Raw genomic sequence first — 19,314 nt, forward strand, 5'->3', positions numbered from 1 at the left:
TTTTTATTCAGCTTTTTAATGCCAAAAAAATCCATAAAAAAAGCGCAGGGAACCTGCAAGTGAACACAACCTAAGTTGTCCTTATCATCTAGCACAAAGTGAATCGTAGTTCAATCCCGCTTCAACGGAACCCACATCCTGCAGGTCTCCGAGCATTTTGTGCCCGGAGCCTAGACGTGAAACTTCTATATTGTAAATTATCCACAGGCTGTCTATATTATTTCACGATAAGTATAGGTAAAAACGAAGGGGCCACATCATGCACCAGCGCCTTCAAATACTGCTTCTTCTGCAGAAAGGTGGTATGCCGCCATTACTGCATCTTGGATTTTGGTTCGAGCACTTGTATTAATTGGATGTGCTACATCACGAAACTCTCCATCAGGCGTTCGTTTACTCGGCATCGCTACGAACAATCCCTCATTTCCATCGATGACCCGAATGTCATGCACGACAAATTCATCGTCAATTGTAATCGAAGCAATTGCCCTCATCCTTCCATCAGTTTCCATCTTTCGTAACCTCACATCTGTTACTTCCATCTCTTACCACTCCTTTTGTCTTTACAGTGCATGACGACTATATTCCACAAAAGTAAGCGTTTCCCTTCTTTATAAACACAATTATTTAAACATTTTGAAAGACACGGAAATAAAAAACCCGCCCAAAGTGATATTTGGGCGGGTATCTGTTATTTGGCTACTAGAGCAATAACCTCTATTTCAATTTTTACGTCTTTCGGTAATCTAGCAACTTCAACAGTTGAACGTGCAGGTGTATGAGACCCAAAATGCTGTGCGTAAATGTCATTGACAGCAACGAATTCATTCATATCTTTAATAAAAACAGTTGCTTTGACTACTTTATCCAAAGATGAACCTGCTGCTTTCAGCACTTCTTTTAAATTGGCGAACACTTGGTGCGTTTGATCTTCGATAGTCCCCTCAACAAGCAGTCCTTCCGGTGTCAATGGAATTTGCCCGGATGTATATACCATTCCGTTCACACTAACCGCTTGTGCATAAGGTCCAATTGCCTGTGGTGCGTTTTCTGTCGCTACATAATTCATATCATTTTCCACCTTCCGCAAAATAGTTTCCTTCTTCTAACTCGATGGTCCCATTCTTTTCATTTACTGCATGAAGCTTAACAAGAGATAAGTAGTTATCGACGAGAACCTCTTCAGCATGATCGGATTCTACTAGAACAGCTATACCTGCCAGTTCGCAACCAAATTCCTCCAGAAGACTCTTCATCCCAAGCATCGTACCGCCTGCTTTCATGAAATCGTCTGTAATGAGGACTTTGCGTCCGCTTTGCATGCTTCTTTTCGATAATACCATTGTTTGAATACGTCTGGTTGAACCAGATACATAATTAATGCTCACAGTTGGTCCCTCGGTCACCTTGCTATCACGGCGAACGACAACGACTGGGACATTCAGGTGACGCGCAATTGCATGGGCAATCGGAATACCCTTCGTCGCTACCGTCATAATCACATCAATGTCTGTCTCCGCGTACGCTGAAGCAAATACTTTACCCACACGATCCATAATGCGCGGATTGCCAAGAAGATCCGTCATGAATAAATAACCGCCTGGCAGCAATCGATCCGAATGCCCAAGTTTCTCCATTAGAAGCGACATCACTTCACGAACGTCGGATTCTACCATCTTCGGGATGAACTTCACTCCTCCCGCTGCTCCGGAAACCGTCACCAGTTTTCCTGTGCCTTTTTCCTCAAACGTTTCTTTTACAATCGTCAAATCCTCACTAATCGAGGATTTAGCCGCTTGGTAACGTTCGGAGAAGAAGGTCAGTGGAATAAGTTCATGTGGAGATTCCAACAATTGGCTAGTCATATCTACAAGCCGCTCGCTCCTTTTCCACTTCATAGTACCATCTCCTAAACCCGAATATTTTAATGTACATTACCACAATCGTACGTATTTAATCAAGAATTGTATGTCCACCGACCATTCTAACCGCATATACTTCTGGACAGAACCCTTTTAGCCCGTTATAAATTCTCGGTACCCTGGATTCATGTTTAACGAGACCGAAAACTGTCGGGCCGCTACCACTCATTAAAACTGCATCTGCACCAAATCTCTTCATCTGCTCTTTCAGAACAACGACTTGTGGATACAGATCCATTGTGACGGTTTCTAGGACATTCCCGACTGAGTTGCACATTTTGTCGTAATCTCCCGCCCTTAATGCTTCAATCATTCGAACCGTATCGATATGATCAATCGCAGATAAATTCAGCTTTCCGTATATATCTCCTGTCGAAACCGAAATGGCTGGTTTCGCGAGAATGACCCAACAGTTTGGTGGGGGAGGTAGGATTTCAATTAATTCTCCGCGCCCCGTCGCAAGTGCTGTACCGCCATGTACGCAAAATGAAACATCCGAACCAATTCGTGCCCCAAGCCTCGCGAGTTCTTCGACACTCAATTTTAAATTCCATAGCCTATTCAATCCTCGTAGCGTAGCAGCAGCATCCGAACTTCCGCCCGCGAGCCCTGCAGCAACAGGAATACTTTTTTCTAGTGTAATCTCAACACCTTTTGTAATACCACATTCAATTTGTAACAATTCAGCAGCTTGATAAGCCAAGTTCTTTCGATCATTGGGTACATGTCGTTCTGACGCCTTGATGATGATTTTCCCGTTATCTGTCGGACGAAGCCAGATTCTGTCTGCTAAATCAACCGTAGTCATAATCATTTCGACTTCATGAAAATTATCCGGTCGCTTATGTAATACATCGAGTGTTAAATTGATTTTTGCTGGTGCCTTTTCATAAAGCATCCGGCTCCCTCCATTCCAGCTAGTCTGTATCCCCCTATTTTAGCATAGGGTGAAATATTTGCGCTGTGAAATGATAATAATAGGATAATTGATTTTTGAAAGCCTCGGTTTCAGAACAAATGTGGAAACACAACCGACCATATAATCATACCTACCAATCATCAACAACGGACGACCAATCCTATCTATATCGCACAACTTCCCAGGCACTAAAAAGAAGAGCTGGCCGGATATCTTGATGCCCCGGATTCAGCTCTTCTTTTGTCAGCCTGTTAGTTGGATAATGGGTAATTCATAGCGTTATTTCTTTTGTGCTACTCCTCGTTCGGCCATTTCAATTGCTCGCTTCACCATATTGCCCGCGTCGCGTGATTTGATGCCGCCCCAACCTTCTCGCTCCACAACATCATAAAATCCAAGCTCTTTCGCAATTTCTACCTTCAAGCCTTCAGACATTATGCCACGTTTTTTCGCCATTCGGTTTTCCTCCTTTTGGCTGACAATTGTAGTATGAACCAAACGAAAGAAAAAACACCCGCACAAGACATCCATTTTCAGAATGCTTGCACAGGTGTTGTTTAAAAATGAATTAAATCATTAAGACTGTAATTATTTGATAATGAATGCAGTAGGATCTGCACCTTCAAGAATTGTTATTTCAACCGCTTCGGTTAAAATGTCTGCGTAGCTGTAAGATACTCTTTCAAATGCATTTTCGTCCTGGTCAAGTTCAACTACGAATACTGCACGATATGTTTCTCGCAGCACTCCAGCTCTCTCGATTGTCTTCTTCCGACCACCGTTTGCTTTTAAGTGCAAACGTTTTCCCAGATGAGAATCCAATGACTTCTTAATGTCCGCTAATGTTTTTGGCACGTCGCTTACACCTCACTAAGTATAAGCATAACACTTTTAAAAGTTTCTGTCAATTAAAATCTTCATTTTAACAATTGCTTGTCTACTTTGTCAATCTTTTTATTAGAAAAAAGGGTATTTTTCTAATAAAAACTTTCTAACTCTATCGTTTTTTCTTCTCCTCAAAGAAGTCCTCATACAAGGCATTCGACAAGTTTGCAAATTCTTCTATTGTCAGTGTTTCTCCACGTCGGCCAGGGTCCATGCCAATTTGTTCGAAAGCTTGCAAGATCACTTCTTTCTTCAACTTGCCATTAGGAAGTGAGGATTGCAAGTTGTTCAAAATCGTCTTCCGGCGTTGGACGAATGAACCTCTAGAAACTACAAACATAAAGTCTTCATCGATTACTTTTGCTGGCGCCGTTTCTTTTCTTGTCAAACGTAGAACAGCCGATTCAACATTCGGTTGCGGCATGAATACCGTCTTCGGTACAATCATAGCCACTTCCGCATCCATATAGTACTGAATAGCTATGGATAGAGAACCGTATGCTTTTGTCCCTGGAACGGCGGTAATGCGATCTGCTACTTCTTTCTGCATCATAACTACCATACCTGATACTGGAACTTTACCAAGTAAGAATTTCATGATAATTGGCGTTGTCACATAATAAGGCAAGTTTGCAACAACTACAACATCCTCATAATCCGCGAAGTGATCCTGCATTACTTGTAGAAGGTCAGCTTCCAGTATGTCCTGATGAACGATTGTCACGTTGTCGTAAGGCGACAGGGTATCTTCCAATACAGGAAGGAGGCGTCCGTCAATTTCAAAAGCGACGACTTTTCCTGCGCTTCTTGCAAGATGTTCTGTCAATGCACCAATACCGGGTCCGATTTCAATAACACCTGTTTTTTCGGACAAGCCTGCGTGCGAAACGATATTGCGTAAAATATTGGGGTCAATCAAGAAGTTTTGACCTAAACTTTTTTTGAGCGAAAAACCGTATTTAGCGAGAATCTCTTTCGTCCTGACCGGAGTCGCAATATCTTTATTCATTATTTTCCGTTTCCTCCTCGTCTAGAACCTTTAATACTTCTCCCAATCGATCATAACCAATTCGGAACATTTCCAACCGCTTCTTTAATCCTTTGCCATTCACTTGACCGATTTGCAACAGCTCACTTAAGCGCTCACGGCGCCTTTTTGCATCAGGATGTCCGATAAGCCTAGCCGTCATCAAATCTGCTAGTGGTATATCAACAGCAGGCTGGTCGTCCACGGTGTAAACCGCACTTAGCGCAGCCCGTATATGCTCATCATGTGCATGCTCAATACCTAGCCCCGATCCATTTTTGGCAATCGTCAGCTTCTTTTCAAGAAAAGCATGTTTAACACCTGGAATACGCTCTTCAATGATGGCGCGGATTCTTCTGCCAGGAAAGTCGGGATCCGTGAATACGATGACGCCTCGCGTTTCCTGAGCATGCCGAATACGCGTGAGCGTTAACTCGTCGATTGCAGAACCGTTCGTTTCAATCGTATCCGCACCTGCTGCCCGTTTCACGGCTACTGTATCAGACTTGCCTTCAACAACAATAATTTCTTTAATGTTCACAAAAATCCTCATTCCCATTGCATTCTTTCCCTAATTCTACTCTGACGGCAAGCGGATGTACAGATGGGCAGGCGATCAATTACGCCTCGGCGTAATTCAAAATTTATAATATCTCCCAGAGGTTTAACTTCCTTCAGCAGAAGATGGCTATAACACAATAATCCGCGGGACTAATATCAGTCCTGCGGATGTATATATCAATCGATGATTTTAATTTTCACTTGGCGTCTGCCGAATTTATAGGCATCGCCTTTCGTTGCTACGTGCAGATCAATCTTCTTGCCTTTGATTGCACCGCCTGTATCCCCTGCAACGGCATAGCCGTATCCTTCAACCCACACTTTAGAACCGAGCGGGATAACGCTTGGGTCGACTGCAATAACTTTCAAATTAGGGTTCGCACGTAAATTAATGCCTGTTCGTGTAATTCCAGAACAACCATTACAATGCGCCGTATAGGCCGTAGCGGTTACGTAGAACTCCCCACCTTCCGCGGATGAATCGTTACGCGATACAGTTTTTGAATTAGACGTCCCAGCTGATGCACTTGCGACCATCACTTGCGAGCCTATGGAAACGATCTTCGTTTGTGGTTTTTTAATTGACTTCTCTTCTAGAAGCTTACGGGAAATTTCCTTCCCGTTTTCTTTCACAATTTCAAACTTCCGTGAAACCGTTCCTTTTTTTCCCGCTTGGACGATTTTTTCGCGCCCTTTCAGTAAAGATGGATCGTTGCGTGTTTCAACTGCAAAGTTCGCCGGTTCTTCCACTACATCGGTGACTTTTTCCACTCGTACGACTGCCACTATAGAGCCAGGCTTTAGATACCCATCTGCCTTTCTATTCAGACGATCGTCATCATTCAAATGAATGTTCTCTCTCTTTAAAAAGTCAGCGACCGTAGTCGAAGTTGACCGGACCTTCTTTTCTTCTCCGCCGTCATTCAACGTTACTTCAAACGCTTTTTGGACGGTAATGCTATTTTCTTTCCCTAGCTGTTCATCTAGCACTGGGTTTACAACATCATATTCGGTAATTTCGATATCTGCTTCAGCAAGTATCTCTTCCACCTTATGATTAGTCGTCCATATGGATTTGGTATCCTGATCGACATTTATTACAACTTGTTGCGACTGTTCCCACCTAATCGATAGACCATCCTCGATAGGTGTATTCACTGAGGGTATTACTAGATCGTGTTTGGCAACTTCAATTTCCTGTTCGGAGAGAAGTTTACCAACTGTATGTGCGTGCGTTTTAATGTTAAGTTCTTTACCGTCCACGTCCAACGTGATCGATTTTTTTGTTCCCTCAAAGAGAACAAGTGAAATAACAGTAACAAATAGCGTTAGCGAAACTACGGTAATCGCTACTTTTTTACTCCTCAATGACTTATAGAACAGGTTTTTCATGGTACTTTTTGACATGAAAAAAACTCCTCCTTCATCACTCGGCTGATTATAAAGGGTACTCTTCGGCATGTCAACCCGTATGAATTTGGTGAATAACAAATTTAGGAAGCCCTTCATATAAAAAGTATGGAAAACTTCCTACCATCTTATTCATGTTATGTTAAATACTTTCAAAGCGTTTGCGGTCGTTCTTTTTGCCACTTCTTCAATGGGGAGACCTTTAAGTCTCGCTATTTCTTCCGCAACAAGCGTCACCCATGCCGGTTCATTCCTTTTTCCACGGTACGGATGAGGTGCGAGATAAGGCGCATCTGTTTCGATTAATAAATGATCAAGCGAAATTTCCGTTGCAACTTGTTTTGGCGCCTTTGCATTTTTAAATGTAACTGGTCCTCCCAATGAAATCATGAAATTCATTTTTATGCAGTCATTTGCAGTCTCGACACTTCCACCAAAACAATGCATAATTCCGCCCGTTTTTTCTGCTCCCTCTTCTTTCAAGATACGAACGACATCCGCCGTTGCATCTCGGTTATGGATAATAATTGGCAGGTTTACTTTCTGGGCAAGCTGAATCTGTTTTCTGAACACTTCCTGTTGCACATCTCGCGGTGATTTATCCCAATGATAATCCAATCCTGTTTCCCCAATACCAACCACTTTAGGGTGCGCGGCGAGTGATTCAATCCATTCTAAGTCTTTTTCTGTGCAGTCGATTGCATCTACAGGATGCCAACCGACAACGGCGTAAATGAAAGCGTGCTGTTCAGTCAGTTCCATTGCCTTCAAAATCGTCTTGCGATCAAATCCAACGACCACCATCTTGTCAACACCGGCTTTTTGGGCACGTTGAATCACTTCATCTATATCTTCTTCATACTGATCTGCATTTAAATGAACGTGTGTATCTATATACATTATTTTCGCCTCACAATTGTTTTATTTTAATCGAACGGATTTCCTTCTTATTCGCTACGGCGCTAGGGGATGCCTCCCACCCTAAGCCAAGCAGCTTCGCCCGCCAGTCTTAGGGCTTCGGCTACCCCTTGTAAGGCGCCTTCGCTCAGTTTATATAGGTATTCATTTGTTCAACTCAAATAGTTTACAAATTGATAATATACTCAAAAAAAGAAAAACGGCGTTTCCATGAGGGACGCCGTTTCTATTCTTATTTAACTTGTGCACCATTTTCAAGTGACTGATCGACTGTGGCAAGTTTCAAAATACCATCTGATTTCCCAGCCAAAATCATACCTTGGGATAGCTCTCCACGTAATTTTACAGGTTTCAAGTTGGCAACAACAATTACTTTCTGCCCGACTAGTGCCTCAGGTTCGTAATGTTCTGCGATGCCCGATACAACTTGTCGTTTCTCATAACCCATATCTAGTTGGAGCTTCAGCAATTTATCTGCTTTCGGAATTCTTTCACATGCAGTTACTGTCGCAACGCGTAAATCGACATTCAGGAAATCATCGATTGAAATCTCCGCCACTACCGGCTCTTCAACTTCCACTTTTGCAGGTTGCTCAGCAGGCGCATTTTCAGCCGGTGCAGTAATCGCCATCTGATCACGGATATAAACGACTTCAACGTCCGCATCCAGGCGCGGGAAGATTGGTACACCCTTTTCTACGACTTTCGTGCCTGTCGGAATCGCGTTGAAATTACCCAGCGTATCCCAAGCAAGCAATTTTTCATCCAGACCCAGTTGCGTCATGATCTGTTTAGGCGCTTCCGTCATAAACGGTTGCAATAATACAGCAATGTGACGGAGTGAAGTCGCAAGATGCATCATAACAGACGCTAGTTTCCCTTTATCCGCCTCATCCTTCGCTAACACCCATGGAGACGTCTCGTCGATGTATTTGTTGGTCCGCGATATAAGAGCCCACAAATCGCCAAGGACAGCGCTAAACTGCATGTTCTCCATTGACGCTTCGTATTTCCCGACCGTAGTCGTCATGAAATTCGTCAAGCTGTCATCGAAATCTGTTGCGATAAGGCCTTGTGTCGGAATCTCTCCGTCGAAATATTTATTGATCATCGAAATTGATCGGTTCAATAAATTTCCGAGGTCATTTGCAAGGTCATAATTCGTCCGCTCCACAAAGGATTCGGGTGAGAATACACCATCTTGCCCAAACGGCAATTCACGAAGAAGGAAATAACGTGTCGCATCGAGTCCGTAGCGCTCAACAAGCATTTCCGGATAGACGACATTGCCTTTAGATTTCGACATTTTTCCATCTTTCATCATGATGAAACCATGCGCAAATACTTTCTTCGGCAACGGTAAATCGAGTGCCATTAAGAAAATCGGCCAATAAATTGTATGGAAACGAACAATATCTTTTCCAACAACATGGACATCCGCCGGCCAATACTTTTTGAATAACGAATCGTCATCTGACTGATAGCCAAGCGCTGTGATGTAGTTCGTCAACGCATCGACCCATACATAAATGACATGCTTCAGATCCCCAGGAACTTTTATGCCCCAATCAAACGACATACGAGAAACAGATAAGTCTTCAAGCCCCGGTTTGATAAAGTTATTAATCATTTCGTTTTTACGCGATTCCGGTTCGATAAACTTCGGATTATCTTCGTAAAACTTCAACAATCTTCCAGCATACTTCTTCATATTGAAGAAGTATGATTCTTCCTTCACTTTTTTGACAGGTCGTCCACAATCAGGACAGTTGCCATTTTCAAGCTGCCCTTCCGTAAAGTATGTTTCACAAGGTAGGCAATACCATCCTTCGTACTCCCCTTTATAAATATCGCCGTTATCAAGGAATGTTTTAAAAATCTTTTCGACAATCACTTTATGGCGCTCTTCCGTCGTACGGATGAAGTCGTCATATGAAATGTCCATTGTATTCCAGACCTTTTTCGCTGTCTCTGCGATACCATCGACAAACTCCTGCGGTGGCAGTCCGGCCTCTTGCGCTTTTTCCTGTATCTTTTGACCGTGCTCATCCATTCCAGTCAGGAACCGAACATCATACCCGCGCAGTCGTTTGTAACGAGCCATCGCGTCAGAAGCGACAGTTGTATATGCGGTACCAATATGGAAATTCCCGCTTGGATAATAAATAGGTGTTGTAATATAGAAAGTCTTTTTCTGATCAGCCACGAATATTCCTCCAGTGTATAAGTATGTACTATCTATTCTATCTAAAGCGTACTGGCGATACAATGAAATTCCTCGACAACAGCTAACGTCATTGTTATTTCCGTGTCTATTAGTCTATTTTTGTCGAAAAATAGCGCACTTTTTTAAATAACTACTATTTTTCTCATAGTTTTAAGCGCCTAGTATTGACGTTAATTGGAAGACTTGGTATGATAAAAGTTGTTAAGAGAATTTTGTCGAATTTTGACGAAACTAAATGTATCGAAAGGAGTTAAACTCATGAAATCAACTGGTATTGTAAGAAAAGTCGATGAACTTGGACGTGTAGTAATTCCAATTGAATTACGCCGTACACTTGGTATTGCACAAAAAGACGCTTTGGAAATTTACGTTGATGAAGATAAAATCATCTTGAAGAAATATATGCCGAATATGACATGCTCGATTACGGGCGATGTGTCTGACGACAATTTAAGTCTTATCGATGGCAAGTTAATTTTGAGCCCAGAAGGCGCAAAACAACTCATCAAGGAAATTGAAGATAGCTTAAAAAAGTAAATCAATAATAGTATTGTCCGGATCGGTTAACCGTTCTGGATTTTTTTTCGTTGCTTAGGATACTATGAAACCTCATACTGTGAATACATTGCAACATAAAAATTTCACGTCCAGACTACAGTGCATTTCTTATGTACTACTGTCTGTCATTCATCTTCGACATGAAATTCTTTATAAACATCGCGACGGCTTAATCCACGGTCATTTGCTACTTCTCGGATCGCCTCTTTTGAACGAAGACCTTTTCTTTCCATCAATTCTGTCACATGATCACGAATTTCTAAGTCGTTCCACCACTCCTGTTGCTCTTCTACAATAACTCCGTCACTGCCTTCGATTACAATACAGAACTCGCCACGTATTTCATTTGATTCTGCCCATAAAACAGCTTCTTCAAGCGTACCACGAAGAAATTCCTCAAAACGTTTTGTCAATTCCCTTGCCAGGACAACAGAGCGTGTCCCACCGAAGCTCGTCTGTAACGCGCGTAAAGTCTCCTTTAGCCTGTGAGGTGCCTCATATAAAATAACCGTCTCTTCTCGTTGTTTTAAATCGTCTAATTGAATGTTCCTGGCCTTCTTCTGACGTGATAAGAAACCAAAGAACATAAAAGGTTGCGGTACTAACCCTGAAGCAACTAGCGCGCTGATTGCTGCATTCGCACCTGGAACAGGAACTACGTCGTACCCTGCAATAATTGCCTTGGCTACAATGTCTGCCCCCGGATCAGAAATGCATGGCATACCCGCATCACTCACGAGTGCAACCGTCTTTCCATCCGCAAGCATGGCCAAAATCTTTTCGCCACCAACTTCAATATTATGTTCATGGTAACTTGTTAGCGGTGTCTTAATTTCAAAATGGTTACATAACCTGATTGTATTTCGCGTATCCTCTGCCGCTATCATATCTACCTCTTTCAAGATACGAATCGCTCGGTATGTCATATCTTCAAGATTACCGATTGGTGTTCCGACTAAAAACAGTTTTCCACCGCCTGGTTCAGCACTTTTCTGTGACTTCATTTACGTTTCGCCTCTTTCTAATATAGATCTCTTTCGCATTCCTCTTCAGTTGTTTAAATTGATACTCTGCCTGCATAGCTTCACGTTTTGTTTCGAAGTTCTCATGGTAAATACATTGTACAGGTCGTTTTGCGCGTGTATATTTAGCGCCCTTCCCTTCATTATGTACACGAACACGCTTTTCCAAATCATTCGTATAACCGGCATAATAGGACCCATCCTTGCATTCTAATACATAAAATAAGTGATCACCCATTTTGTCCATAAAGGAGGAGCCTCACTTCTTCCGTATATTCATTATCAGCACCATACACATAGAGAGGCGGTAATACTTTCAAATCTGGCTTACCGTCTTTAATCGCCTCAATTAGCAATGTATTTGCTTCTTTACCTTCTTTCGGATAAATAAACTGAATTCGTTTTGGCTCAAGTCGATTTGCACGCATTGCAGTGACAATGTCGAGTAAACGTCCTGGACGGTGGACAAACGCTGCCTTTCCCCCCTGCTTTAACAATTCGCTTGCCGACTGGATAGCCTGTTCAAGCGTTAGATGGATTTCATGCCTGGCAATTGCCAGATGCTCCGATAAGTTCTTTTCGCTTGCCTCATGCGCTGGGAAGTAGGGAGGGTTACATGTTACTGTATCGTATTTCTCATAGCCGATTTTTGCCGCAATGCCAATGACATCATCATTAAGGATGCGAATCCTGCTTTCCAGCCCATTATACCGGACACTTCTTACCGCCATATTTGCAAGCCGCTCCTGTAATTCAACAGCAGTAATAGTAGCGTTCGTTCTGGCGCTTAAAAACAACGGAATCGCTCCGTTACCTGCACATATATCTACAATTTTTCCAGTTTGTTGTAGCGGGACATAGGCAAATCTTGCAAGTAGTACTGCATCCAAAGAAAAAGAAAATACAGACGGACTTTGAATAATCCGCAAATCTTCCGCTAATAAATAATCGAGTCGTTCATCATCTTGTAAAATTTCATCCATAATATTTTCCTCCATAATAAAAATGCGTGAAGCGCCGAATTAAGGGACACATCCTAAGTACGCCGCGTCCTGCGGCAACAAAGAGGGGTGTAGATCAATCCCTCTCCGATGCATGACCCACCCCCTGTGGGCCCACAATAAAAGAAAAGCCGATGCCTACGTTGCAATAGGATCGGCTCATTTTACACGTTTTGTTTATTTAAGAAAGAGAGGCAGAACAGACAATCTTCCCCTTTACGAATACCACCGTAATGGACATTGCAGACGTGAAATCCTTCATTATATAGGCGCGCTAAATTATCAACGCCTTCTCCAACGTCTATTTTATTCGTTTTTTTCCGATGTTGCCTTGTGTTGATTGTCTGTACTTCTTCATCAATTTGTTTGTCCATTTCTTCAAGCCGCTTGCGCAAATGATGGTTTTCGAGTTGAAGCGAATGGTTCTCTTCCGTCATCTGCGCGACGAATCCAATCAATTCGCGGAATTGCTTTTGCATAGATTCGAGTTCTTGCTCGAATTCCATAACCCTATCCAGAAAACTCTTTTCTTTCAACTATCCCACCTCATTATTTCATCAATTGAGCCATATTTTTTTGTTGTTCCATTATTTCTTCCAACGTATACTCCAATACCAAATCCTGATCCGTCATACTTACTTGAAGAAGGCGTTCAAGCAGATTCAGTCCAACTACTTTTCCAGGCCCCTCAGGTGTTTGGACACGTGTTCCTACATCTGGCATAAGCGCTTTTGCTTCTTCGTAATCATCATTCTCATATTTCAAGCAGCACATAAGACGTCCGCACAGACCTGATATTTTAGAAGGATTAAGTGATAAGTTCTGATCTTTTGCCATTTTTATCGAAACCGGTTCGAAATCACCTAGGAATGTTGAACAGCAAAGCATCCGGCCACATGGTCCAATGCCACCAAGCATTTTCGCCTCATCACGTACACCAATCTGTCGTAGTTCAATACGTGTCCGGAAAATCGAAGCAAGATCTTTAACAAGATTCCGGAAATCAACGCGACCTTCAGCCGTAAAGTAAAAGACAATCTTGTTTCGATCGAATGTATACTCGACATCAACCAACTTCATCTCTAACGAATGTTCTATAATCTTTTCTACACCTGTACTAAAAGCCCGTTCAGCCTCAAGACGGTTCTCCTCTACTTTTTCGAGGTCTTCCGTTTGCGCTGGACGAATGATCTTTTTGAGTGGCAAGACAACATCATTCTCACCAACTTCTCTTACCTTACCTGTAACTTTACCGTATTCGATTCCACGTGCTGTTTCAACGATGACGTAGTCACCTTCGTCGAGCGTGTACTCCAGTGGATCGAAATAATATATTTTACCCGCTTTCTTAAAGCGGACACCTACAACTTTATACAACAAGTAACCCCTCCTGCATGCTGAGCACCAATTGTTCCATTAAAAGTGTGCGATTCATATTGCCATGCAATTGCTTTTTCGACTGCAATATTGCCTCCATATTAGCAGACAGCTGGCTATATGTCATCTTCATCGAAAGACCTCTAACTAGTTCTTGCTGATCGGGAAATGTTGCTGTTGACTGCAAACCGGCTTTGGATGCCACCACATCTCTGTAAGCATAAAGCAGTAAATCCAGTCCACTCTCAGTCTCTTCCTTCTCTTTAAATAAAGGGGCCCATTCTGATTGAATGAATAACAACGCTTCATGGACATGTCTATCCGATGCTTCAACCAATTTTAACACTGTTTTTCGCATGTGTGCAAATTGATCATCTCCAGCCAGTCGAAAAGCTTCATCCAGATTGGCAGTGACCATCGTAACGGTCGCTGCCATTGAAGGTGTAATCCCCTTCTCGACTAGCTCACTAATCATCATTTCTCTAGACGGCGGTAGAAAAGATAACCGTTGACACCGTGATTGGATCGTTGGCAATATCGATTGATATGAATCCGTTAAAAGGATTGCCGTTACATCGCCTTCGGGTTCCTCAAGAAACTTAAGCAACGTATTCGCCGCAGCAACGTTCATCCGATCTGCCCTAGTAATAATATATATTTTCCTACCCGACTCGTAACCCTTTTTCGTCATGCTATACACAAGATTGGACATCTGCTCTTTCCTGATATCCTGACCATCTGGTCGAATAAGCGTTACGTTTGGATGATTACTGGACGTTACTCTTCGACAAGAATGACATGTTTCACATGGAACAAAGTTTTCAGGACTAGCACAAAGAAGAAGTTTGGCGAAAAAAAGTGCAACTGCTTCTTTTCCTGTTCCACGTTCACCGTCAAACATATATGCATGTCCAATTCGCCCATTTTTATAAGAAGAGCTTAATCGTTCAGTTATTTTTTTTTGCTCTACTACAAGTCGATTATTCATTTGATCTTGCATAAGCACACACCTCCGTGTTCAAAAAAAACCGTGTTTCTTAAACGACAGAAAACACGGAATCACATGTATAGATTGATGAGTAGCCCTTTGATCTCACCAATTTTAGCTAATAGATCGACAGATGTTTTTTCTTCATTCAACAAGTCTTCTGCCAACTCAATAAGCCTTTCATCTATCGTTTCGACAATTTTCAACCTGCGTCCCTCACCGAAACGATTCCATGTATGAGACTGTTTAAGTCCCATTCCAGATTCAACGGCTTCTTTAAGAAAACGTCGAACTAGCATTTTAAATTTAGCCATATCGCGCAAATTGCGAGAACGGGCAATTCGGTCCCCTGCCGATGAAATATCGCCGAGGAGCTTAGTAACCTGCTCTCCTTGGAGGCGCTGCTCTTGTTTAACGACCATTTGGCCGAACCGCGCTCCACCTTGAGATGAATGTAAAGGATCGTTCCTCATCTTATCGAGGCCTGACCGGTAGTCACTATTGACTTTCATTTAGGTTCACCTCTTATTCATCAAAAATGATGAAAATGTTCAATTGGAAGGACGAATACGGTAGCACCGCCAACCTCGACTTCAACCGGGTAAGGAATGTATGAGTCTGCATTTCCACCCATTGGAGAAACTGGAGCTACCATTTGATCTCGTGAACGGCAATTTTCTCGAATAAGTTCAAGCGCCTTCGGAATGAGGGCATCATCGGTACCAATCAAAAATGTCGTATTTCCCGACCGTAAAAATCCTCCCGTACTAGCTAATTTCGTCGCTCGGAAGTCACCTTTGGTCAAAGCCGTAGACAACCGGTTACTGTCTTGGTCCTGTACAACTGCCACAATCAATTTCACGATAATCTCCCCTTTTCCGCTTTCCAACTATTATATCATGAATCTGACTATTTAATGAGTTGGGAGCATATGATTTTCCAAACATTTTCCGTTACTTGCTCTTTAGAGAGCGATGCATCCGTTGATTGAATCCGTTCTGGGTAACGACGAATGAGCTCCTGATAACCCTCATAAACGTTTTGATGAAAATGGATACTTTCATTATCCAACCGGTTTTCTTCACGTTTATCATTTGCCGCAATTCGCGCAAGTCCTTGTTCTGGATTAATATCAAAAAAGACCGTCAGATCCGGCATCGTATCACTGATAGCAAACTCATTAATCGATAGAACCTCATCAATTCCAAGTCCGCGCGCATGCCCTTGATAAGCTAGCGAACTATCAACAAAACGATCACATAGGACAATCATTCCGTCCTTAAGTGCAGGCATCACTTTTTCAACAAGATGCTGCCTTCGTGCGGCTGCATAGAGAAGTGCTTCCGTCTTCGCATCCATTTCCTGATGATCATTATCGAGGATTATTTCACGGATTTTCTCCGCAATACGAATTCCACCCGGTTCGCGCGTAAGAATGACCTTCAATCCTTGTTCTTCCATACGTTTATATAACTCTTTGATGACTGTTGTCTTTCCAGCCCCTTCAGGTCCTTCAAATGTAATGAATACACCTTTCTGTATCATGTTATTCCTCCACTCTATTCTTTACTACAACTATCTGTTTTTCGTTAATTCGAATTTCCCCCTGGAATTTCGCCCCCATTTGGAGCAATTTCCCTAAAGTTTGAACATGCTCATCCTTTACAATTTCTCCGGCAATTAAAAGCGGAATACCCGGCGGATAGGGAATCACGGAAGCGGCCGCCACACGCCCCAGGGAATCCACGTATGGAATCCACTCCACTTCCATATTCGCCACTTCCTCTGACGTGTAAGCAAGACGAGAAAGTCCCTCCCCAAGTAGTGGTGCTTCTATTGTACTTATTATCTTATCCACTCCATCCAAACAAGTAACCGCAGTTTTAATTTTCTCATAAACTTCATCGAAAGGATAAATCGACCCCACTTTTAATAACGGTAACACGAACAACACTTGATAGGGATCTGCAATTTCACTATAAATTCCTTCCGCTTCCAGTTTCTTTTGTAAATCAAAACCAGAATAACCTTCAATGCGTAAAATAAGCTTTAACGGATCATCCGTTTCAAACGCTCGAAGTCTTGGTATCAGTTTCAAACGTTTGATAAAAGATACCCGCCATTCCACGAAGACCTTTTTATCTTCTTCATTATAAGACTCTGCATAAGCTCTGGCATCGTCAAGCGATGCCATCAACAAATAAGATGGACTGCTAGACTGTAGCATCCCTAAATAACGGGCAACTTTGTCTGCAGCGATGAAGTCTGAGCGTACGTGTAAAAAAGAAGCCATCGTCATCGCTGGCAATGTTTTATGCGCTGAATGAACAACTACATCCGCACCCATCTCCAACGCTGAACGAGGAAACGGTTCACCTACAACAAAATGTGCACCGTGTGCCTCATCTACCAAGACTGGAACTCCATATGTATGACAAAGGTTGATAGTCTCTTCTAACTCGGTCCCTGTTAGGCCATAGTACGTCGGGTAGGTAAGAATAACAGCCTTGGCTCCAGGATAGGCCTTGAGCGCCTCGCCGACTTGCGCAGCGGTCACGCCTCCCGCTGTCTTTGTAGTCACATCCCAAACCGGTGACACAAACACCGGCCTTGCACCAGTCAGCTCAATCGCATGGAAAATCGACTTATGTGCATTGCGCTGAACAATAACTGTTTCACCCGCACGGCACGCCGCATAGACCATTGCCAAATTCCCTACCGTTGAACCATTCACAAGAAAGAAGCTTTGATCCGAACCATAGAGTAACGACAGCTTCTGTTGCGCCTCTTCAATTACACCACTCGGCTCATGAAGATCGTCAAGTCCCTCTAACTCAGTAAAATCATATTGAAGAGCCATCCGTAACTCGGTCGGTAGTCCAGAAAGTATTCCCCCCTTATGTCCAGGCACGTGGAATGAAATCGGGTTTGCTTCTTTGAACTTAGTTAACGCTTCAATAAGCGGCCGATTAGGATCTTTCATTGTAAATTACACTTCCTTTCCTTCTATTATATAGTATCTCAGACCGATCATATAACCAGTACAACCCACATCTGTTGAATAACCATTTTCTTACACAACATACTGGTAAAGGAGGCTCCAAAGTCTTCATTTGGACTAGTATGTTTCCGGAGAAGCCATCTATTCCCTCATCCCCCAAAGCCTCAGCACTTTGAGTACCTATTATAGCCTTGGAGATCGACGGATGAACGACAACCATACAAGAAGCACCTAGTGTTTGATTACTTTATTCACTGGTTATTTTGGTTAATCAACAGATATGAGTTCAACCAGTCATGTAGCGCCTGTTCAGCCCCGACAAGGCGTTCTTATTACCTTTACTTACAGGACAGAAGGCGACTCTAGACGAACAAAAAGTCATTACCTACTTGCTGGCAATGACTACATTTCTTCAAATCCATGTTTTCTATGTACTTTTGCTTTGATTTTCGAAAAAAACATACAGATAACACAAAACGAGATGATTCTAAAGAATCATCTCGTTTTGTGTTATCCATGATGCCCGGCGACGTCCTACTCTCGCAGGGGGAAACCCCCAACTACCATCGGCGCTGAAGAGCTTAACTTCCGTGTTCGGGATGGGAACGGGTGTGACCTCTTCGCAATCGTCACCAGACTCTTTGAGCTTGTTCGCTCAAAACTGAATAAAACAGACATTGTGCTACACGAATCAGGGTAATCAAGCCCTTTTCAAAATTGGTTAAGTCCTCGATCGATTAGTATCCGTCAGCTCCACACGTCGCCGTGCTTCCACCCCAGACCTATCAACCTCATCTTCTTTGAGGGATCTTACTTACTTGCGTAATGGGAAATCTCATCTCGAGGGGGGCTTCATGCTTAGATGCTTTCAGCATTTATCCCGTCCATACATAGCTACCCAGCGATGCCTTTGGCAAGACAACTGGTACACCAGAGGTATGTCCATCCCGGTCCTCTCGTACTAAGGACAGCTCCTCTCAAATTTCCTGCGCCCGCGACGGATAGGGACCGAACTGTCTCACGACGTTCTGAACCCAGCTCGCGTACCGCTTTAATGGGCGAACAGCCCAACCCTTGGGACCGACTACAGCCCCAGGATGCGATGAGCCGACATCGAGGTGCCAAACCTCCCCGTCGATGTGGACTCTTGGGGGAGATAAGCCTGTTATCCCCGGGGTAGCTTTTATCCGTTGAGCGATGGCCCTTCCATGCGGAACCACCGGATCACTAAGCCCGTCTTTCGACCCTGCTCGACTTGTAGGTCTCGCAGTCAAGCTCCCTTATGCCTTTGCACTCTACGAATGATGTCCAACCATTCTGAGGGAACCTTTGGGCGCCTCCGTTACTCTTTAGGAGGCGACCGCCCCAGTCAAACTGCCCGCCTGACACTGTCTCCTGCCCCGATAAGGGGCATGGGTTAGAAGTCCAATACAGCCAGGGTAGTATCCCACCAACGCCTCATCCGAAGCTAGCGCTCCGGAATCCAAGGCTCCTACCT

General features: G+C 43.2%; 22 protein-coding genes and 2 rRNA genes (1 of these 24 cut by a window edge). 1 reads left to right on the plus strand and 23 read right to left on the minus strand.

Features of this window, described 5'->3' with window-relative positions; translation table 11 throughout:
* Positions 1-257: 257 nt before the first annotated feature.
* The 11 genes from spoVG to metG all read right to left on the minus strand — a co-directional run bounded on the left by spoVG (position 258) and on the right by metG (position 9,848).
* The gene (gene spoVG, locus MKX62_RS07310) at positions 258-542 is read right to left on the minus strand and encodes a septation regulator SpoVG (protein ID WP_067213747.1); all 285 of its coding nucleotides are present in this window, start codon (positions 540-542) and stop codon (positions 258-260) included.
* A gap of 149 nt (positions 543-691) precedes the next feature.
* The gene (locus MKX62_RS07315) at positions 692-1,069 is read right to left on the minus strand and encodes a RidA family protein (protein WP_067213748.1); all 378 of its coding nucleotides are present in this window, start codon (positions 1,067-1,069) and stop codon (positions 692-694) included.
* Between the two features lies 1 nt (position 1,070).
* Positions 1,071-1,898, minus strand: coding sequence for a pur operon repressor (gene purR / locus MKX62_RS07320; protein WP_067213749.1), 828 nt, complete (start codon positions 1,896-1,898; stop codon positions 1,071-1,073).
* Positions 1,899-1,953: 55 nt separating this feature from the next.
* The gene (gene ispE / locus MKX62_RS07325) at positions 1,954-2,820 is read right to left on the minus strand and encodes a 4-(cytidine 5'-diphospho)-2-C-methyl-D-erythritol kinase (RefSeq protein ID WP_187046259.1); all 867 of its coding nucleotides are present in this window, start codon (positions 2,818-2,820) and stop codon (positions 1,954-1,956) included.
* Positions 2,821-3,120: 300 nt separating this feature from the next.
* Positions 3,121-3,297, minus strand: a complete 177-nt coding sequence (locus tag MKX62_RS07330; protein ID WP_067213751.1) for a small, acid-soluble spore protein, alpha/beta type — start codon at positions 3,295-3,297, stop codon at positions 3,121-3,123.
* Positions 3,298-3,429: 132 nt separating this feature from the next.
* Positions 3,430-3,696: a biofilm formation stimulator Veg gene (gene veg, locus MKX62_RS07335; protein WP_067213752.1), complete on the minus strand. Its 267-nt coding sequence runs from the start codon at positions 3,694-3,696 to the stop codon at positions 3,430-3,432.
* 142 nt (positions 3,697-3,838) lie between these two features.
* On the minus strand, positions 3,839-4,735 hold the full coding sequence (rsmA, locus tag MKX62_RS07340; protein ID WP_340741128.1) for a 16S rRNA (adenine(1518)-N(6)/adenine(1519)-N(6))-dimethyltransferase RsmA: 897 nt from the start codon (positions 4,733-4,735) through the stop codon (positions 3,839-3,841).
* The gene (gene rnmV, locus MKX62_RS07345; protein ID WP_067214112.1) at positions 4,728-5,294 is read right to left on the minus strand and encodes a ribonuclease M5; all 567 of its coding nucleotides are present in this window, start codon (positions 5,292-5,294) and stop codon (positions 4,728-4,730) included. The genes rsmA and rnmV overlap by 8 nt, the downstream gene beginning before the upstream one ends.
* Before the next feature lie 197 nt (positions 5,295-5,491).
* A complete protein-coding gene (locus tag MKX62_RS07350) occupies positions 5,492-6,721 on the minus strand; it encodes a ubiquitin-like domain-containing protein (RefSeq protein ID WP_340741129.1) in 1,230 nt (409 codons plus the stop codon).
* A gap of 135 nt (positions 6,722-6,856) precedes the next feature.
* Positions 6,857-7,624: a TatD family hydrolase gene (locus MKX62_RS07355; RefSeq protein WP_340741130.1), complete on the minus strand. Its 768-nt coding sequence runs from the start codon at positions 7,622-7,624 to the stop codon at positions 6,857-6,859.
* 250 nt (positions 7,625-7,874) lie between these two features.
* Positions 7,875-9,848: a methionine--tRNA ligase gene (gene metG, locus MKX62_RS07360; RefSeq protein ID WP_338654463.1), complete on the minus strand. Its 1,974-nt coding sequence runs from the start codon at positions 9,846-9,848 to the stop codon at positions 7,875-7,877.
* Between the two features lie 279 nt (positions 9,849-10,127).
* Here metG and MKX62_RS07365 point away from each other — a divergent pair, with 279 nt between their 5' ends.
* Entirely contained in the window at positions 10,128-10,406 is a 279-nt protein-coding gene (locus MKX62_RS07365) for an AbrB/MazE/SpoVT family DNA-binding domain-containing protein (RefSeq protein ID WP_067213757.1), read from the plus strand.
* A gap of 146 nt (positions 10,407-10,552) precedes the next feature.
* Here the strand turns inward: MKX62_RS07365 and rsmI are convergent, their stop codons facing one another.
* From rsmI to MKX62_RS07425, 12 genes are all read right to left on the minus strand, one after another.
* A complete protein-coding gene (rsmI, locus tag MKX62_RS07370; protein ID WP_067213758.1) occupies positions 10,553-11,431 on the minus strand; it encodes a 16S rRNA (cytidine(1402)-2'-O)-methyltransferase in 879 nt (292 codons plus the stop codon).
* Entirely contained in the window at positions 11,409-11,696 is a 288-nt protein-coding gene (locus MKX62_RS07375) for a GIY-YIG nuclease family protein (protein WP_067213759.1), read from the minus strand. Before MKX62_RS07375 ends, rsmI begins: the two co-directional genes overlap by 23 nt.
* Positions 11,680-12,432 carry a tRNA1(Val) (adenine(37)-N6)-methyltransferase gene (locus tag MKX62_RS07380; protein WP_187046265.1) on the minus strand — a complete coding sequence of 251 codons (753 nt, stop codon included), beginning with the start codon at positions 12,430-12,432 and terminating at the stop codon, positions 11,680-11,682. The genes MKX62_RS07375 and MKX62_RS07380 overlap by 17 nt, the downstream gene beginning before the upstream one ends.
* 182 nt (positions 12,433-12,614) lie before the next feature.
* On the minus strand, positions 12,615-12,986 hold the full coding sequence (gene yabA, locus MKX62_RS07385) for a DNA replication initiation control protein YabA (protein ID WP_067213761.1): 372 nt from the start codon (positions 12,984-12,986) through the stop codon (positions 12,615-12,617).
* 13 nt (positions 12,987-12,999) lie between these two features.
* Positions 13,000-13,827, minus strand: a complete 828-nt coding sequence (locus MKX62_RS07390; protein ID WP_187046266.1) for a PSP1 domain-containing protein — start codon at positions 13,825-13,827, stop codon at positions 13,000-13,002.
* Positions 13,820-14,827: a DNA polymerase III subunit delta' gene (holB, locus tag MKX62_RS07395; RefSeq protein WP_187046267.1), complete on the minus strand. Its 1,008-nt coding sequence runs from the start codon at positions 14,825-14,827 to the stop codon at positions 13,820-13,822. Before holB ends, MKX62_RS07390 begins: the two co-directional genes overlap by 8 nt.
* A 59-nt stretch (positions 14,828-14,886) precedes the next feature.
* Positions 14,887-15,327 carry a YaaR family protein gene (locus MKX62_RS07400; protein WP_067213763.1) on the minus strand — a complete coding sequence of 147 codons (441 nt, stop codon included), beginning with the start codon at positions 15,325-15,327 and terminating at the stop codon, positions 14,887-14,889.
* Between the two features lie 20 nt (positions 15,328-15,347).
* Positions 15,348-15,677, minus strand: coding sequence for a cyclic-di-AMP receptor (locus MKX62_RS07405; protein ID WP_067213764.1), 330 nt, complete (start codon positions 15,675-15,677; stop codon positions 15,348-15,350).
* A 47-nt stretch (positions 15,678-15,724) separates the two neighbouring features.
* On the minus strand, positions 15,725-16,360 hold the full coding sequence (gene tmk, locus MKX62_RS07410; protein WP_067213765.1) for a dTMP kinase: 636 nt from the start codon (positions 16,358-16,360) through the stop codon (positions 15,725-15,727).
* A gap of 1 nt (position 16,361) precedes the next feature.
* On the minus strand, positions 16,362-17,798 hold the full coding sequence (locus tag MKX62_RS07415) for an aminotransferase class I/II-fold pyridoxal phosphate-dependent enzyme (protein WP_340741131.1): 1,437 nt from the start codon (positions 17,796-17,798) through the stop codon (positions 16,362-16,364).
* 539 nt (positions 17,799-18,337) lie between these two features.
* Positions 18,338-18,453: ribosomal RNA gene (gene rrf / locus MKX62_RS07420) — 5S ribosomal RNA — on the minus strand.
* Positions 18,454-18,533: 80 nt separating this feature from the next.
* Positions 18,534-19,314, minus strand: a 23S ribosomal RNA gene (locus MKX62_RS07425); it runs 2,151 nt beyond the window's last position.

Origin of the sequence: Sporosarcina sp. FSL K6-5500, from assembly GCF_038005665.1 — a bacterium.
Classification (GTDB): Bacteria; Bacillota; Bacilli; order Bacillales_A; family Planococcaceae; genus Sporosarcina; species Sporosarcina psychrophila.

Coding starts and splice junctions, on each gene's coding strand:
- spoVG (WP_067213747.1), bottom strand. CDS start 542: ATGGAAGTAACAGATGTGAGGTTACGAAAGATGGAAACTGATGGAAGG.
- MKX62_RS07315 (WP_067213748.1), bottom strand. CDS start 1,069: ATGAATTATGTAGCGACAGAAAACGCACCACAGGCAATTGGACCTTAT.
- purR (WP_067213749.1), bottom strand. CDS start 1,898: ATGAAGTGGAAAAGGAGCGAGCGGCTTGTAGATATGACTAGCCAATTG.
- ispE (WP_187046259.1), bottom strand. CDS start 2,820: ATGCTTTATGAAAAGGCACCAGCAAAAATCAATTTAACACTCGATGTA.
- MKX62_RS07330 (WP_067213751.1), bottom strand. CDS start 3,297: ATGGCGAAAAAACGTGGCATAATGTCTGAAGGCTTGAAGGTAGAAATT.
- rsmA (WP_340741128.1), bottom strand. CDS start 4,735: ATGAATAAAGATATTGCGACTCCGGTCAGGACGAAAGAGATTCTCGCT.
- MKX62_RS07350 (WP_340741129.1), bottom strand. CDS start 6,721: ATGTCAAAAAGTACCATGAAAAACCTGTTCTATAAGTCATTGAGGAGT.
- MKX62_RS07355 (WP_340741130.1), bottom strand. CDS start 7,624: ATGTATATAGATACACACGTTCATTTAAATGCAGATCAGTATGAAGAA.
- MKX62_RS07365 (WP_067213757.1), top strand. CDS start 10,128: ATGAAATCAACTGGTATTGTAAGAAAAGTCGATGAACTTGGACGTGTA.
- rsmI (WP_067213758.1), bottom strand. CDS start 11,431: ATGAAGTCACAGAAAAGTGCTGAACCAGGCGGTGGAAAACTGTTTTTA.
- MKX62_RS07375 (WP_067213759.1), bottom strand. CDS start 11,696: ATGGACAAAATGGGTGATCACTTATTTTATGTATTAGAATGCAAGGAT.
- MKX62_RS07380 (WP_187046265.1), bottom strand. CDS start 12,432: ATGGATGAAATTTTACAAGATGATGAACGACTCGATTATTTATTAGCG.
- holB (WP_187046267.1), bottom strand. CDS start 14,827: ATGCAAGATCAAATGAATAATCGACTTGTAGTAGAGCAAAAAAAAATA.
- MKX62_RS07400 (WP_067213763.1), bottom strand. CDS start 15,327: ATGAAAGTCAATAGTGACTACCGGTCAGGCCTCGATAAGATGAGGAAC.
- tmk (WP_067213765.1), bottom strand. CDS start 16,360: ATGATACAGAAAGGTGTATTCATTACATTTGAAGGACCTGAAGGGGCT.
- MKX62_RS07415 (WP_340741131.1), bottom strand. CDS start 17,798: ATGAAAGATCCTAATCGGCCGCTTATTGAAGCGTTAACTAAGTTCAAA.